The following is a 15192-nucleotide window of genomic DNA, read 5'->3' on the forward strand; positions in this document are numbered from 1 at the left end:
AAGCCTGACCGCCCAGAACCAGGTGGGCAGGGCCCTCGGAAACCAACCGCTAAATCTCTTCGACGCTGCTGACGCCCTCGTTCGGACGCCGGGACAGGTCGATGCCGAGTTCCTCGGCCGCGCGGAACACCTCGTCGTCGGTCTCTCGCATCTCCAGGGCCACCCCGTCGCTGGAGAGCACCTCGACGTTGAGGCACAGCGACTGCAGCTCCTTGAGCAGCACCTTGAACGACTCCGGGATGCCCGGCTCCGGGATGTTCTCGCCCTTGACGATCGCCTCGTAGACCTTGACCCGGCCCAGAACGTCGTCGGACTTGATGGTCAACAGCTCCTGCAGGGCGTACGCGGCACCGTACGCCTGCATGGCCCAGCACTCCATCTCGCCGAACCGCTGGCCACCGAACTGCGCCTTACCACCCAACGGCTGCTGGGTAATCATCGAGTACGGACCGGTCGCCCGGGCGTGGATCTTGTCATCCACCAGGTGGTTCAGCTTCAGGATGTAGATGTAGCCGACCGCGATCGCGTCCGGCAACGGCTCGCCCGACCGACCGTCGAAGAGCTGCGCCTTGCCGCTCGCGCCGATCAACTGCTTCCCGTCCCGGTTGGGCAGCGTGGAGTCGAGCAGGCCGGAGATCTCGGCCTCCTTGGCCCCGTCGAAGACCGGGGTGGCCACGTTGGTGTCCGGCTCGGAGGAATCCGCGCCGATCGCCGCGAGAGCCTTCTTCCAGTCCGCGTCGTCGCCCTCGACCTTCCAGCCGGTCTTGGCCACCCACCCGAGGTGGGTCTCCAGGACCTGACCGATGTTCATCCGGCTGGGCACGCCCAGCGGGTTGAGCACGATGTCGACCGGGGTGCCGTCCTCCAGGAACGGCATGTCCTCGACCGGCAGGATCTTGGAGATGACGCCCTTGTTGCCGTGCCGGCCGGCGAGCTTGTCGCCGTCCTGGATCTTCCGCTTCTGGGCGACGTACACCCGGACCAGTTCGTTGACCCCCGGCGGCAGCTCGTCGCCGTCCTCCCGGGAGAAGGTCCGAACGCCGATCACCGTGCCGTTCTCGCCGTGCGGCACCTTCAGCGAGGTGTCCCGCACCTCGCGGGCCTTCTCGCCGAAGATCGCGCGAAGCAGCCGCTCCTCCGGCGTCAGCTCGGTCTCACCCTTCGGGGTGACCTTGCCAACCAGGATGTCGCCGGGCGACACCTCGGCGCCGATCCGGATGATGCCGCGCTCGTCGAGGTCGGCGAGCATTTCCTCGCTGACGTTCGGGATGTCGCGGGTGATCTCCTCCGGGCCGAGCTTGGTGTCGCGGGCGTCGACCTCGTGCTCCTCGATGTGGATCGAGGTGAGCACGTCCTGCTGCACGAGGCGCTGCGACAGGATGATCGCGTCCTCGTAGTTGTGTCCCTCCCAGGTCATGAAGGCCACGAGCAGGTTGCGCCCGAGCGCCATCTCACCCTCGTCGGTGCACGGCCCGTCGGCGATGACCTGGCCGGCCTCCACCCTGGCCCCCTCGAATACGACCGGCTTCTGGTTCACGCAGGAGCCGGCGTTCGAGCGGCGGAACTTGTGCAACAGGTAGGTGCGCCGGTGCCCGTCGTCCTGGTGCACGGTGATGTAATCCGCGCACAGGTCCTCGACCACGCCGCCGACCTCGGCGACCACGAGGTCACCCGCGTCGACCGCCGCCCGGTATTCCATGCCGGTGCCGACCAGCGGCGACTCCGCCTTGACCAGCGGCACCGCCTGACGCTGCATGTTGGCACCCATCAGGGCCCGGTTGGCGTCGTCGTGCTCGAGGAACGGGATCATCGCCGTCGCCACCGACACCATCTGGCGCGGCGAGACGTCCATGTAGTCCACCGCGTTCGGCGGTACGTCCTCGGTCTCGCCACCCTTACGGCGGACCAGCACCCGGTCCTCGGCGAACGAGCCGTCGGCCCGCAGCGGCGCGTTGGCCTGCGCCTTGACGAACCGGTCCTCCTCGTCGGCGGTCAGGTAGTCGATCTGGTCGGTGACCCGGCCGTCGACCACCTTGCGGTACGGCGTCTCGATGAAGCCGAACGGGTTGACCCGCGCGAACGCGGACAGCGCGCCAATCAGGCCGATGTTCGGGCCTTCCGGCGTCTCGATCGGGCACATCCGGCCGTAGTGGGACGGGTGGACGTCGCGGACCTCCATGCCGGCGCGCTCCCGGGAAAGACCACCCGGGCCCAGCGCCGAGAGCCGACGCCGGTGGGTCAGACCCGCCAGCGGGTTGGTCTGGTCCATGAACTGCGACAGCTGCGAGGTGCCGAAGAACTCCTTGATCGCCGCCACCACCGGACGGATGTTGATCAGGGTCTGCGGCGTGATCGCCTCGACGTCCTGCGTGGTCATCCGCTCCCGGACGACCCGCTCCATCCGGGACAGGCCGACCCGGACCTGGTTCTGGATGAGCTCGCCGACCGTACGCAGGCGACGGTTGCCGAAGTGGTCGATGTCGTCAGCCTCGTAGCTCTCCTCACCGGCGTGCAGCCGGCAGAGGTACTCCACGGTGGCGACGATGTCGTCCTCGGTCAGCGTGCCCTTGTTGATCGGCACGTCGATCTCGAGCTTCTTGTTGAACTTGTACCGGCCGACCTTGGCGAGGTCGTACCGCTTGGGGTTGAAGAACAGGTTGTCCAGCAGCGTCTGGGCGTTCTCCCGGGTCGGGGGCTCACCCGGCCGCAGCTTGCGGTAGATGTCGAGCAACGCCTCGTCCACCCCGGCGATGTGGTCCTTCTCGAGGGTGGTCATCATCAACTCGGACCAGCCGAACCGCTCGCGGATCTGCTCGGCGGACCAACCGATGGCCTTGAGCAGGACGGTCACGGCCTGGCGACGCTTGCGGTCGATGCGGACACCGACGGTGTCGCGCTTGTCGATGTCGAACTCCAGCCAGGCACCCCGGCTCGGGATGACCTTGACACTGGAGAGGTCGCGGTCGGAGGTCTTGTCCGGCTGCTTGTCGAAATACACGCCCGGGGACCGGACGAGCTGGCTGACGACCACGCGCTCGGTGCCGTTGATGATGAAGGTGCCCTTCGGCGTCATCATCGGGAAGTCACCCATGAACACCGTCTGGCTCTTGATCTCGCCGGTGGTGTTGTTGGTGAACTCGGCGGTCACGAACAGCGGGGCGCAGTAGGTCAGATCCTTTTCCTTGCACTCCTCGATCGAGGCCTTGACCTCGTCGAACCGCGGAGCGGAGAAGGACAGTGACATGGTGCCGGAGAAGTCCTCAATGGGACTGATCTCGTCGAGGATCTCCGCGAGGCCAGAGCGCGCGTGCGGGTCGTCCGCCGACCGGCCCTGCCAAGCCTCGTTGCCGACGAGCCAGTCGAAGGACTCCGTCTGGATGGCGAGAAGGTTGGGGACCTCGAGGTGTTCCGTGATCCTGCCGAATGAAACTCGGCGGGGAGCGAAAGCGCTCGACGTACGACTGGTCTTCGCAGGGCGGGAAGCTGCCAAGATGCGTCCTTCCGAGGACCGGTGCTGCAGAACGGCTGGTACGCGTGCACTCCAATGGCCCCACTCCAAACGCCCAAACCGGACATTCCGAGCAGGGGTCAAGTCGGAAGGCAGCGCAAACTAGCAGTGTAGCCGAGCGGCTAACCGCTGTCCAGCCCGCCACGGCATTGCGTTGCGGACGTGCCCCGACCCGAGGTCGCCAGGCGCTTCAGAGGGCGCCGTGACACGTCTCCGCACGCTTCCCGCGGCCACCGGCCGGGGTGCTGTCGCGGCTTCCTGGTGCAAGGCCGCTATTACCCCTCGGATGGCTGTCGCAAGCGCGGAAGGTCTTGCTGATGTCAGCGTGCCTGCCCTCGTCGGTCGCGTCAAGGGCCGGAGCGGTTGTCGAGGGAGGTCTTTCCAACGGCGGCCGCCCAGCGACCGGGCTCCGACCGGCCGAAAGACGCGCCCGACGGCGCCGGGCGCGCTGGACCGGAACGGCGGCTGGACCGGAAACGCCGGTGGGCGGCGCTCCGTCGCCGGAGCGCCGCCCACCGGGCCGTGCTGTGAATCAAGGCCTCGCGGACCCGAGCGCACGTCACCTCACTTGAGGGTGACCTTGGCGCCCTCGCCCTCGAGCTTGGCCTTGGCCTTGTCGGCGGTCTCCTTGTTGACCTTCTCCAGGATCGCCTTCGGCGCGGACTCGACCGCGTCCTTGGCCTCCTTGAGGCCCAGGCCGGTCAGCTCACGCACGACCTTGATGACCTGGATCTTCTTGCCGCCGTCCGCGTCGAGGATGACGTCGAACTCGTCCTTCTCCGGCTCGGCCTCGGCCGGAGCCGCGCCCGCGCCACCGCCGGCGGCGGCAACGGCGACCGGTGCGGCCGCGGTGACCTCGAAGGTCTCCTCGAACTGCTTCACGAACTCGGACAGCTCGATCAGCGTCATCTCCTTGAACGCGTCGAGCAGCTCGTCGGTGCTGAGCTTCGCCATGTCTGGCGTCCTTTCCTCAAGAACTTTCAAGACTTGTGGTACGTCGAACCGACCGCGTCAGGCGGCAGGCTCGGCCTGCTCCGCAGGCTCTTCCTTGGCGCGCTTCTCCTGCAGGGCAGCCGCCAGGCGGGCGGTCTGCGCGAGGGGCGCCTGGAACAGGGCCGCGGCCTTGCTCAGGTTGCCCTTCATCGCGCCGGCCAGCTTGGCCAGCAGCACCTCACGGGACTCCAGGTCCGCGAGCCGGGTGACCTCGGATGCCGTGATCGCCCTGCCCTCGAACACACCGCCCTTGATGACGAGCTGCGGGTGGGCCTTCGCGAAATCGCGCAGACCCTTAGCCGCCTCGACGACATCGCCGGACACGAAGGTGAGCGCGGTAGGACCGGTGAACAGCTCGTCGAGGCCGTCGATGCCCGCGTCCGTCGCGGCACGCTTGGCCAGCGTGTTCTTCGCGACGGTGTACGTCGTCTCCCGACCGAGCGAGCGCCGCAGCTGGGTCAGCTGGGAAACCGTGAGGCCCCGGTACTCGGTCAGCACCGTGGCGCCCGCGCCGCGGAAGCGATCGGTGAGCTCGGTGACGGCCGTGGCCTTGTCGGCCCGAACCGGCTTGTCCGCCATGTCCCTCCTCTCTCGTTGCGTCATGCTGGGCCTGTCACCGCCCGGATCGATCCGGTGCGGAACATCGGAGGGACCGCCACAAACGGAAAACGCCCCGGCGCAGGGCGCACGGGGCGACAGCGGCGAACGACGGGTGGTCGACGGACCACACCTTGGGCACGGTCGGCGGACCATGCGCGCGTTGCCGATTTCGCTTACCGCCCTGCGCGGGCCGCCCGCCGCGAGGGACGGGACCTTCGACCGTGCGAACACGGTGACCAGCGGTCTCTGGGTGGAACTTCCCGGCAAGAGTACGGGACCGCAGGGACCACCGGCAAACCGGTCCGGCTCATGGCGTCTCCGGGTGAGCCGGCTCACGCCCGCCGGATCCCGGCCGGCTGGCGGCCCGACCGGCTGCCGGTGACCCGGCCGGCCCGGGCGGTGACCCGGCCGGTCCGGGCGGTGACCCGGCCGGTCCGGGCGGCCTGGCGGGCCACGAACGACGAATCGGGGCGCCCCCACGAATGGGGACGCCCCGATGGCGACCGTGTGTGTTCCGGCGTACCGGTCCGCTCAGGCGGCGGCCGGGACCTCGTGCAGGTTCTTCACCACATTCGGGTCGATCGGAACACCCGGACCCATGGTGGTGGTGACGGTGACCTTCCTGAGGTACTTGCCCTTGGCCGCGGACGGCTTGGCCCGCAGCACCTCGTCGAGGACCGCGGCGTAGTTGTCGATCAACTGGTCCTCGGAGAACGACGCCTTACCGATGATCAGATGCAGGTTGGAGTGCTTGTCCACCCGGAAGGTGATCTTCCCACCCTTGATGTCGGAAACCGCCTTGGTGACGTCCATCGTCACCGTGCCGGTCTTCGGGTTCGGCATCAGGCCGCGCGGGCCCAGGATCCGCGCGATTCGGCCGATCTTGGCCATCTGGTCCGGGGTGGCGATGGCGGCGTCGAAGTCCAGCCAGCCTTCCTGGATCCGGGCGACCAACTCGTCGGTGCCCACCTCGTCCGCACCGGCGGCGGCGGCCTCCTCGGCCTTGGCGCCGGCCGCGAAGACGATCACACGGGCGGTCTTGCCGGTGCCGTGCGGCAGGTTGACCGTGCCGCGGACCATCTGGTCGGCCTTCCGCGGGTCGACGCCGAGCCGCATAGCGACCTCGACCGTGGCGTCGAACTTCGCGGAGGTGGTCTCCTTCGCCAGCTTGATCGCCTCGGCCGGCGCGTACAGCTTGTTCTTGTCGATGGCCTCGGCGGCCTTGCGGTAGCTCTTGCTGCGCTGCATGTTTCTCTACTCCTGTGGTCGCTGGCGGGTCACGTGTCGCCGTGCCCCTCCCACGGTGGAAGTCAGTCGTTGACGGTGATGCCCATCGACCGGGCGGTGCCGGCGATGATCTTCTCGGCCTGCTCGACGTCGTTCGCGTTGAGGTCGGCCATCTTCTTCTCGGCGATCTCGCGGAGCTGGGCACGGCTCACCGCGCCGACCTTGTCGCTCTGCGGCACGCCGGAGCCCTTGGCCACACCCGCGGCCTTGAGCAGCAGGCGGGCGGCCGGTGGGGTCTTCAGCACGAAGGTGAAGGTCCGGTCCTCGTACACACTGATCTCGGCGGGGACGATGTCGCCCCGCTGAGACTCGGTCTGCGCGTTGTACGACTTGCAGAACTCCATGATGTTCACGCCGTGCTGACCCAGCGCGGGACCGACCGGCGGGGCCGGGGTCGCCTGGCCCGCCGGCAACTGCAGCGTGAACGTCTTGACGAGCTTCTTCTTCGGAGGCATGTCTCTTCCTGGGACGTGATCTGGTGGATGTGCACCTGAGGCACCCGCGGCGGGCACGGTCAACCGCGTCGCGAGCGACGTTCTAGGGTAGCGCAGCGCGATGAGCGGCGATCCGCCGAGGTGGTGTGCCGTCGCCCGGAGGCTCGGCGCGACGCCTCCCCCGCGGGCCCGGCGCGCCACCGCGCCACCCGGCCGGTCGGCGCGGAAGCCGCGCCAGCCGACTCAGATCTTGGCGACCTGGTTGAAGTTGAGCTCCACCGGCGTCTCTCGACCGAAGATCGAAACCAGCACCTTAAGCTTCTGCTGGTCAGCGTTGATCTCGGAAATCGTCGCCGGCAGCGATGCGAACGCGCCGTCGGTGACGGTGACCGAGTCGCCGACCTCGAAGTCCAGGACCTTGACCTCGGGCTTGACCTTCTTCTGCTCGGCGGTCTGCACCGCCGGGGCGAGCCATTTGAGCACCTCGTTCAGCGACAGCGGCGCGGGCCGGTCGGCCCGGTCTGTGGCGCCGACGAAGCCGGTGACACCGGGAGTGTTGCGGACGCAGGAGTACGACTCCGGGGTCAGATCCATCCGCACCAGGATGTAGCCCGGGAAGACTTTGTTCTGCACCTGGAGCCGCTTGCCGTTCTTGACCTCGACCTCCTCCCGGGTCGGCACCTCGACCTGGAAGATGAACTCTTCCATGTCCAGGCTCGTGATCCGGGTCTCGAGGTTGGTCTTGACCTTGTTCTCGTAGCCGGCGTACGAGTGCACGACGTACCAGTCACCTGGGGCGTAGCGCAGCTTCTGCCGCAGTTCGGCCACGGGGTCGTAGTCCTCGTCGACCTCCGGCGCGACATCCGGCTCGGCGGCGGCCTGGACCGACTCGTCACCGGCCGCCGTCGCCACCGGCGACTGGTCGTCGGTCGGCTCGATGGTCTCGTCGTATTCAGGCACGCTCGCTCACTTCCGTTTTCTCGCAGCTCGGCTCGTCAGTCGCCGAAGACCCACAACACGCCCTTGGCGAAGGCGAAGTCCAGCACGGCCACGATGGTCAGCACCACCGCAACGAACGTCACCACCACGGCGGTGTAGGTCAGCAGCTCCTTGCGGGTCGGCCAGATGACCTTACGCAGTTCGGCGACGACCTCACGGAAGAACCGCGCGATGCGGCCGAAAATTCCGACCCGCTCGGTTTCCGGCTTGGCCTTCCGGCTGTCCGCCGACTCGGCCCGCTTCCGCGAGCGGGTCGCGGTGCCACCCCGACCGACCGGCTCGTCCTCGTCGTCAACCTCATCCTCGACGACGTCATCGGTCACGCCGTCGTCAAGGCGGTCGTCCGCGGCGTCATCGCCACGCCGATTGCTCTCGGCCACTTCGTCCTCCGTCGCGGGATGTCAGGTTCGCACGTCGGTGGACGCACGTCACATTGCGCTCGTCACGCCGTCCCGGACTCCAGCCGGCGGAACTCCGACCCCCCGGAACGGTCAGGCCCAAGGCGCAGGGGTGACAGGACTTGAACCTGCAGCCTGCGGTTTTGGAGACCGCTGCTCTGCCAATTGAGCTACACCCCTAGGCGGGGCGGACGAACTCCGCCCGGGCACGCACGCCAGAGCGGGGGTCGCTTACCCCACGGCGGACCAGTGTACGGGTAGAGGCACGAGTTTCCCAACCGGTACCGTCCGTGCCCCGTTCCGCGGTTCTCACCGTCAACCGGCCAGCGCGCCCCGGACCACCGCCCGAGCCTGGGAGAGCACCTTCTCCCCCTGGCAGCTCGCGGCCAGGCTGAGCACCGTGCGGTCGTCCGTCGCCTCGCGCACAGTGGCCCGTACCTCGATCTCGGTGCCCTCGTCGGTGTCCGGCACCACGACCGGCCGGGTGAAGCGCACGCTGTATTCCAGCACCGCGTCGGGAGCGCCGGCCCACTCGGCGACCGCCCGACCCACCAGGGCCATGGTGAACATGCCGTGCGCGATCACCCCGGGCAGGCCAACCTTGGTGGCGAACCGGTCGCTCCAGTGGATGGGATTGAAGTCGCCCGAGGCGCCCGCGTAGCGGACCAGGTCGGCTCGGGTGATCCGGTACGTCTTGACCGGCAGGTCCATCTCAGTCCTCCGTCCCGCGTACGACGATCTTGGACCAGACCGTGACGACCGGCTCGCCGGCGGTCGTGGTCACCTCGGTCCGGGTGGTCAGGAAGCCGTGCCCGGCCCGGTTGGTGATCTCTTCGATGGCGCTGGCGCAGACCAGCTCGTCCCCCGCCACCACGGGCCGGGTGTAGGCGAACCGCTGATCACCGTGGACCACCCGGCTGTAGTCGACCCCGATCTCCGGATCGTCGAAGATCCGCTGCCCGGCGGCCGCTGCGACGACGACCGGGAAGGTCGGCGGGGCAACCAGGTCCCGGTGGCCCAGGGCGCGCGCGGCATCGAGGTCGTGGTGGGCTGGGTCGGAGGCTCCGATGGCGGTGGCGAACTCACGAATCTTCTCTCGCCCCACCTGGTAGGGGGCGGTCGGCGGATAGCTCCGGCCGGTGTGGGAAGGGTCCAGCGACATGTCGAGACCCTACCGGTCATCCGTCCAGACGCGATGCTCCGGAGACGCCACCGGCGGGCGCGGGACGCTCGCCGATGGCCACCGCCGGTGTGTGCCTGAGGCCACCACGGGCGTGACATACGCCGCCGCCCCAGCGGTGGGCGCGCTGAGCGGCCCGGATGCCGGAGCGGCGGCGGAAGAACAGTGCGGTCGGCGAGCGCCGACCCGGATCAGCGGGTCTCGCGGTGGAGGGTGTGCTTGCCGTCCCGGGGGCAGAACTTCTTCAGCTCGATGCGGTCCGGGTTGTTACGGCGGTTCTTGCGCGTGATGTAGTTGCGCTCCTTGCACTCCACGCACGCCAAAGTGATCTTTGGACGGATGTCGGTCGCCTTGGCCACGGCGGGGTGCCTTCCTCGCTAAGTGTCAACTACGGCATGCCAGCGTAGACGCTTGTCACGCGGACACGCAAAGCGGGGCGCCTCGTGGCGCCCCTCGCACCGGCCACAGGTTCACGTCCGGTGCTTCACGTAGCGGTGGCCGGACTTGAACCGGCGACACAGCGATTATGAGCCGCTTGCTCTGCCATCTGAGCTACACCGCCGTGAGCGGGTTCGAACAGAACCCTCTGAGCCCCCTTACGGAATCGAACCGTAGACCTTCTCCTTACCATGGAGACGCTCTGCCGACTGAGCTAAGGGGGCCTGCGCGATCTCCCGGAGGACGCGCAGAGGTAAGAGTACACGGCGGCGCCCGGGAGGTGAAATCGGACCCCGGGGACTGCGAGGCCCTCAGGGAACGGCCCGTAATCGACGGACGTCCGCGGCGGTCAACGGCTCTGGATCGGCATGCGCCTCCACCCAGGCGGCCAGCCGTTCGTACGGCAACGGGCGGCTGAACAGGAACCCCTGCCCGATCTGGCACCCGATGTCCTGAAGCAATTCCAGCGTCAGCTCGCTCTCCACGCCCTCGGCCACCACCGCCAGTCCGAACTGCTGGGAGAGCGTCACCACCGCGTTCACGATCGCCAGGTCGACCGGGTCGGTCGCCATTCCCTGGACGAACGAGCGGTCGACCTTGACCTCGTGTACGGGCAACCGGCGCAGATAGGACAGGGAGGAATAACCGGTGCCGAAGTCGTCCACCGAAAGGCGTACACCGGCCTCCCGGAGCCGGCGGAGGGCCGGCACCATGCGGTCGGTGCCGTCCAGCACCGCGTCCTCACGCAGCTCCAGGGTGAGCCGTTCGGCCGGTATCCCGTACTCCGCCAGCAGCGCCTTGACCCGATTCGGGAACTGTGGGTCGGTCAGCGTCCGACCGGACAGGTTGACCGATATGTTCAGCGGGCGGTCCGTGTCCGGCCAGTCGCGGCTGCGACGCAGTCCCTCACGCAGCACCGTCTCGGTCAGCCGGTCGAGCAGGCCGGTGTGCTCCGCGATCGCCACGAAGTCCTCCGGCGCGACGACGCCGTGCGTCGGGTGTTCCCACCGGGCCAGGCACTCGACGCCCACCAGGCGACGGTCGCGCAGGGTCACCTTGGGCTGGAAGTAGACCTCCAGTTCGCCGGCGTCCAGGGCCCCGCGTAGGTCGGCGGCGAGGCCCAGCCGATGCAACGACCGCGACTCCAGCGCCGGGTTGAACAGTTGGACGCCGTCCGGGGTGGACTTCGCGGCGATCGCCGCCACCTCGACGCGCTGCAACAGGAGGGCCGGCTCGGTGCCGTGGTCGGGATCGACCGCCACCCCGGCCGCTGTTTCGACGTCCACCGTTAGTTCGCCGAACACCATCCGATCGCGGATCTGTTCGCGCAGTCGGGCAGCCAGGTCGACGGCCGCCTCGGCGCTGTCCAGCCGCAGCAGGACCAGGAACTCGTCACCGCCGGTCCGCCCGACCAACGCGGAGGAGGGCGCGCTGGCTCGCAACCGGTCGGCCACCTCGACGAGCACCTTGTCGCCGGCGGCGTAGCCAAGCGTCTCGTTGACCCGGCGCAGGTCGTCCACGTCGAACAGCAGCACGGCCACCACCTCGCCCGGGGCCCGGACCTGCACCGCCTCGGTCAGGGCCGCGGTCATCCGGCGGCGGTTCGGCAGCTGGGTCAGACCGTCGTGGTACGCGTCGAAGCGCAGCCGGTCGACCAGGCGCGAGTTTTCCAGCGCGACCGCGACGTGGGCGGCCACCGTCTCCAGAACCGGAATCTCGCTCGGCGTGAAGTGCCCGATGTCGCTCAGCCGGTTGGCCACCTCCAACGTGCCTATCACGGCGGAGCCGGAACGCAGCGGAACGACGAGCAGATCCTTCACCCCGTGCCGGCGCAGATCGGGTGCGATATTGCGATCCGGGTTCAAGCGGGCACCGAACGCCACGGTCTCGCCGGTCCGGTACGCCCGCTCCCGGGCAATCGCCGGAACGTCCGGCTGGTCCAACAGACCTCGTTCGTCGACTCGGGCGGTGAGCAGCACCTCGGGGTGCCGGCCCCGTGCGGGAAGCCAGAGCGTGGCGTGCTCAGCCTGCATGATTTTGCGGACCCGGCCGAGCAGCGCGTCCGGCAACGTGCCGTCCTTGCCGCTCTCGCTCATCGCGCGGGTCAATTCGTACAGCTCCCCCAGGGTGCGATGCTGGCGAACGAACCGAGCGTAGGACCGGTAGACGGCGACGCCGGCGCCGGCCAATACAACCAGCAACAGGGCCGACCATGGCGTCTCGCGCAGCGCGATCAGGATGATCAGTCCCACCACGATGCTCGTCACCCACGCGGTCAGTAACTGAGACGCTGGACGAAGGATGTCCCGCCCCGCCTCCCAGCCCTGGAGCAGGGAAATCACCCCTACCACCGAGCCCAGCCCGATCACGTTGTTGGTGATGACCGCGACGAACAGCGGAAGCCAGGCGGCCGGCCCGCCGCCCGACGACGCGGGCAGCACGGCGTAGACGAGGGCCGCTACGGAGACGCTCGCGCCGGTAGCGGCCACGTTGAACCAGAACTTAGGCGGCGAGGCGCGTCGATACACTTGGGTGACCAACCCGGCCACCGTCCCGATAATCGCGACCAGCAGGGGTGGCAGCCAGTAGAGAGCCACGACGAGCGGGATCTCGGTCAGCGTCAAGGCGAGACCCTGACGAAGCGTGACCACATGGAGCACCGGAACACTGGCCGCCACTATTGCCGCCGCCAGCAAGAGTCCAGCGACCGGCAGGTCCGCGACCTCGACCTTCTCGATCAGCGCGAGAATCGTTGAGCAAACTGCGGCGGTGAGCGCAAGAGGCGCGGTCAACAGCCAGGCATGATCAGTCGAGCGCCGACGCGCAGGCTGTACCCGGCCCATGACCGTCCTCTCGCGCCAGTGCCCGCCTAGGTGGAGCGGCTAGCGGAAAATCACCGGGTTGAACGAGGGGGCCACCCAGTCGTGTCCCATCGTCACGGCGGTGCCGTCGGCCACTCCGTAGGCGGCCACGACGACCGCCACGAAGGCCGTGATCACACCGAGTAGCCGGACCAGTCTGCGACTAGTAGACATCTTGTAACTCCTGTCGGTGCAAGCGGGGGGAGAGGTGGAGATTCCATGATGGTGCCACACCGACGACGGGCAGCATAGCTACCGGCAGCCAAGTACGACGCTTCCGCGAAGGATCGGGCCGTTGGTATGACGCGCATCCCCCAGCCGGTCCAGTTCGTTTAAATTCTCCTTAGAACGATCCCGCCCGGACCACCCGCGCCAATCTGCCAGCGCCGGCCGGCGGAGTAAACCCCAGGCGGTTTTCCTTGATTAGTCCGCTCATCTGGACCAAGTTCCACAATCCGGGCAAGTCACCCCCGGGTCGCGCATCGGCCTTCAGACCCACCGTGGCGCACCAGTGGCTCACTGTACGCCAGCGCTGCATCGGTGCAGGTGTGGCGTGTCTCGCACCACCGCTCACCGATCGCTGAAGGGCGGCCGCCGAAGGAACGCGCCGGTCGGGCAGTTCCGGGGGCGGGATTACGTACGTCGATAACCGAATTGGAGCCCGACCCCGAGTGATCTGCCATTCCTCAAGCGCAGGCGAAGCCTTCCACCGATCCTGGGGACGGCGGACCGCAGGGCCATCCAGCGCCTGCGCTGAAACGGTTGCCCTGCCATGCGCGAGCCTCCCTGGAAGGAGCCATCCTGCGAGCGGAGGAGGACGTCGTGTGGGAAGAGCAGGAGCACGAGCAGTCGGTCATCGATCCGGCAAAGGCTGACGCCTGGGCGAGCGGGAATGGGCGGCGGTTTCCCACACCACCGTTGCCGGGGCGCCCATCTATCGGCGCACTCTGGAAGTGCCTATCCGGCGGTCGTCGCTTGTGGAGTGTCGGCGGCGGGGCGAAGCTGGTCGTCCGCGACCGGCGAGGACGGCGGTAGCGCGTCGGCCATGCCGTGATGTCGGCATCCCGTGGAACGCTACCGGACCGGGACGACCACTCGGAGCGGCCGGTGTGATCCACTCGGGCCGTGGTTACGACGTGTCGGAGTTTGCAACCGCGCCGGCCGGCGATGTGGGCGATCCTATTGTTCGTCGAGTGGTGTCACGGGTGACTGGCTTAGTCCGTAGAGCCTGTTGAGGTCGAGCAGGTGGTGGCCAAGTACTGCTGCCGTTCGGAGGTTGAGCACGAGCACCATGAACACGTTCGGAGTTCCGGACGCGATGAGGACGTGCTGATAGGTGCCGTCGGGCATCCGCCATACGTTTGTTACCTCCTCACGGCTGAAGTCGTGGCCGGCGAAATGATCGTGAGGGATGGCGTCGTAGTAGGGCCAGAAGTCGAACGGAGGACGTCCCTCGACGTCGACGGGTGCTGGCGGCGCCCAGTACGTGGCCTTGAATTCGTCTGCCGTCAGTAGTCGCACTGGGCCATGGTGCCCGCACAACGCCCTGGACAGCACGCCACCCACCATCGGCCCACTGCCCACTGTTGCGCCCTGCCCGACGTTTCCTGCTATCGGAGCATGTCGACGGCGCCAGTGTCCGGATCAACCGCCATGCTGAGCCTGAAGTATCCCCGAGCCTCCGCCTCGTCCTGCGGGACAAAGTCGACGATGAGGTAGCACTGGGGGCCGTTAAGCCCTCGCACCTCATCTTCGTACGGCTCGGAGACTTGCCAGTCTTCGATTCGGAACCCACCTCGGGGCTTGCCGGCACCCATCCGGCTGATGAACTCCGCCGTAGCCAATCCCCGAGCCTCGTCATGATCCATGTCTCCCAGTATCAGCCGACAAGCGAGTGCGTCGCCAATCTTGTCGTTGGAGCGTGTCGTTTCCACCGTCGATGCAGTTGGCGTAGACCCGGAGCAGCACGGCGACCCCGTGGCCCAGGCGCCGGGCCACCTCGGTCGGCGGTACGCCAGCGTTCAGCCAGAGCGACGCCGCCGCGTGCCGCAGGTCGTACGGTCGGCGAACCAGCGGCGACACGACCTGAGCATCGGTGAGTGCCCGTTCTACGGCGTACCCGGGTGCGTTGTAGAAGTCCGACTGCCGGCCAGTCCACACCCCGGACTGGCTTGCCACCGAGCTGCTCCTACGGCCGCCGCAGAAGCCCATGAGACACGAGCACGGACACGGTCAGGCAGCGCGACCAAAGACACCAGGGCGGGCCCAACGTCCACGGAGGCGAAGATCGACCCGCCCACCATCTACCCGCAACCAGCCGTAGACGGCTGGATTCAGCCGGACTCGGCTAGATCAACGACAACGGCCCCCGACCGGCGAAGGCGCTGGTCAGGGGCCGTAATCGCACCTGGTGGCGGGTGAAGGATTCGAACCTTCGTAGCTTTCGCGACGGATTTACAGTCCGCTCCCATTGGCCGCTCGGGCAACCCGCCAG

15 protein-coding genes and 4 tRNA genes are annotated in these 15192 nt (G+C 67.9%); all 19 read right to left on the reverse strand.

The genetic code is table 11. The features are described 5' to 3' along the window. Positions 1-49: 49 nt before the first annotated feature. The gene (locus ACFQUZ_RS01340) at positions 50-3490 is read right to left on the reverse strand and encodes a DNA-directed RNA polymerase subunit beta (protein WP_377436890.1); all 3441 of its coding nucleotides are present in this window, start codon (positions 3488-3490) and stop codon (positions 50-52) included. 582 nt (positions 3491-4072) lie between these two features. After that, positions 4073-4462: a 50S ribosomal protein L7/L12 gene (gene rplL / locus ACFQUZ_RS01345; RefSeq protein ID WP_377436892.1), complete on the reverse strand. Its 390-nt coding sequence runs from the start codon at positions 4460-4462 to the stop codon at positions 4073-4075. Positions 4463-4519: 57 nt separating this feature from the next. After that, complete coding sequence (rplJ, locus tag ACFQUZ_RS01350) at positions 4520-5080, reverse strand: 50S ribosomal protein L10 (protein ID WP_377436893.1); 561 nt, start codon at positions 5078-5080, stop codon at positions 4520-4522. Between the two features lie 353 nt (positions 5081-5433). Further along, positions 5434-5556, reverse strand: a complete 123-nt coding sequence (locus ACFQUZ_RS01355; RefSeq protein ID WP_377436895.1) for a hypothetical protein — start codon at positions 5554-5556, stop codon at positions 5434-5436. 76 nt (positions 5557-5632) lie between these two features. Further along, positions 5633-6349, reverse strand: a complete 717-nt coding sequence (gene rplA, locus ACFQUZ_RS01360; RefSeq protein ID WP_377436897.1) for a 50S ribosomal protein L1 — start codon at positions 6347-6349, stop codon at positions 5633-5635. 62 nt (positions 6350-6411) lie between these two features. Further along, positions 6412-6843: a 50S ribosomal protein L11 gene (gene rplK, locus ACFQUZ_RS01365; protein ID WP_377436898.1), complete on the reverse strand. Its 432-nt coding sequence runs from the start codon at positions 6841-6843 to the stop codon at positions 6412-6414. Positions 6844-7065: 222 nt separating this feature from the next. Continuing rightward, complete coding sequence (gene nusG, locus ACFQUZ_RS01370; RefSeq protein ID WP_377436900.1) at positions 7066-7782, reverse strand: transcription termination/antitermination protein NusG; 717 nt, start codon at positions 7780-7782, stop codon at positions 7066-7068. Between the two features lie 35 nt (positions 7783-7817). Further along, the gene (gene secE, locus ACFQUZ_RS01375) at positions 7818-8201 is read right to left on the reverse strand and encodes a preprotein translocase subunit SecE (protein ID WP_377436902.1); all 384 of its coding nucleotides are present in this window, start codon (positions 8199-8201) and stop codon (positions 7818-7820) included. A gap of 125 nt (positions 8202-8326) precedes the next feature. Beyond that, positions 8327-8399, reverse strand: a tRNA-Trp gene (locus ACFQUZ_RS01380). Positions 8400-8534: 135 nt separating this feature from the next. Beyond that, complete coding sequence (locus ACFQUZ_RS01385) at positions 8535-8930, reverse strand: MaoC family dehydratase (protein WP_377436904.1); 396 nt, start codon at positions 8928-8930, stop codon at positions 8535-8537. 1 nt (position 8931) lies between these two features. Next, entirely contained in the window at positions 8932-9381 is a 450-nt protein-coding gene (locus ACFQUZ_RS01390; RefSeq protein ID WP_377436905.1) for a MaoC family dehydratase N-terminal domain-containing protein, read from the reverse strand. Between the two features lie 209 nt (positions 9382-9590). After that, complete coding sequence (gene rpmG / locus ACFQUZ_RS01395; protein ID WP_377436906.1) at positions 9591-9758, reverse strand: 50S ribosomal protein L33; 168 nt, start codon at positions 9756-9758, stop codon at positions 9591-9593. A gap of 130 nt (positions 9759-9888) precedes the next feature. Then, positions 9889-9961: transfer RNA gene (locus ACFQUZ_RS01400), tRNA-Met, on the reverse strand. Positions 9962-9988: 27 nt separating this feature from the next. Next, positions 9989-10061, reverse strand: a tRNA-Thr gene (locus tag ACFQUZ_RS01405). An 87-nt stretch (positions 10062-10148) separates the two neighbouring features. Next, positions 10149-12680 (reverse strand): putative bifunctional diguanylate cyclase/phosphodiesterase, encoded by a 2532-nt coding sequence (locus ACFQUZ_RS01410; protein ID WP_377436908.1) that lies wholly within the window; start codon positions 12678-12680, stop codon positions 10149-10151. A gap of 39 nt (positions 12681-12719) precedes the next feature. After that, positions 12720-12872: a hypothetical protein gene (locus ACFQUZ_RS01415; RefSeq protein WP_377436909.1), complete on the reverse strand. Its 153-nt coding sequence runs from the start codon at positions 12870-12872 to the stop codon at positions 12720-12722. Positions 12873-13877: 1005 nt separating this feature from the next. Further along, positions 13878-14219 carry a hypothetical protein gene (locus tag ACFQUZ_RS01420; RefSeq protein WP_377436911.1) on the reverse strand — a complete coding sequence of 114 codons (342 nt, stop codon included), beginning with the start codon at positions 14217-14219 and terminating at the stop codon, positions 13878-13880. A gap of 89 nt (positions 14220-14308) precedes the next feature. Beyond that, positions 14309-14566 (reverse strand): hypothetical protein, encoded by a 258-nt coding sequence (locus ACFQUZ_RS01425; protein WP_377436913.1) that lies wholly within the window; start codon positions 14564-14566, stop codon positions 14309-14311. Between the two features lie 540 nt (positions 14567-15106). Then, a tRNA-Tyr gene (locus tag ACFQUZ_RS01430) sits at positions 15107-15190 on the reverse strand. Positions 15191-15192: the final 2 nt, after the last annotated feature.

The organism is Plantactinospora sp. GCM10030261 (genome assembly GCF_042666615.1).
Classification (GTDB): domain Bacteria; phylum Actinomycetota; class Actinomycetes; order Mycobacteriales; family Micromonosporaceae; genus KBS50.

Excerpts from the sequence above, each read along its gene's own strand:
- rplK (WP_377436898.1), bottom strand. The coding sequence starts at position 6,843 with ATGCCTCCGAAGAAGAAGCTCGTCAAGACGTTCACGCTGCAGTTGCCG.
- rplA (WP_377436897.1), bottom strand. The coding sequence starts at position 6,349 with ATGCAGCGCAGCAAGAGCTACCGCAAGGCCGCCGAGGCCATCGACAAG.
- rplL (WP_377436892.1), bottom strand. The coding sequence starts at position 4,462 with ATGGCGAAGCTCAGCACCGACGAGCTGCTCGACGCGTTCAAGGAGATG.
- ACFQUZ_RS01385 (WP_377436904.1), bottom strand. The coding sequence starts at position 8,930 with ATGGACCTGCCGGTCAAGACGTACCGGATCACCCGAGCCGACCTGGTC.
- ACFQUZ_RS01425 (WP_377436913.1), bottom strand. The coding sequence starts at position 14,566 with ATGGATCATGACGAGGCTCGGGGATTGGCTACGGCGGAGTTCATCAGC.
- ACFQUZ_RS01415 (WP_377436909.1), bottom strand. The coding sequence starts at position 12,872 with ATGTCTACTAGTCGCAGACTGGTCCGGCTACTCGGTGTGATCACGGCC.
- ACFQUZ_RS01410 (WP_377436908.1), bottom strand. The coding sequence starts at position 12,680 with ATGGGCCGGGTACAGCCTGCGCGTCGGCGCTCGACTGATCATGCCTGG.
- rplJ (WP_377436893.1), bottom strand. The coding sequence starts at position 5,080 with ATGGCGGACAAGCCGGTTCGGGCCGACAAGGCCACGGCCGTCACCGAG.
- ACFQUZ_RS01390 (WP_377436905.1), bottom strand. The coding sequence starts at position 9,381 with ATGTCGCTGGACCCTTCCCACACCGGCCGGAGCTATCCGCCGACCGCC.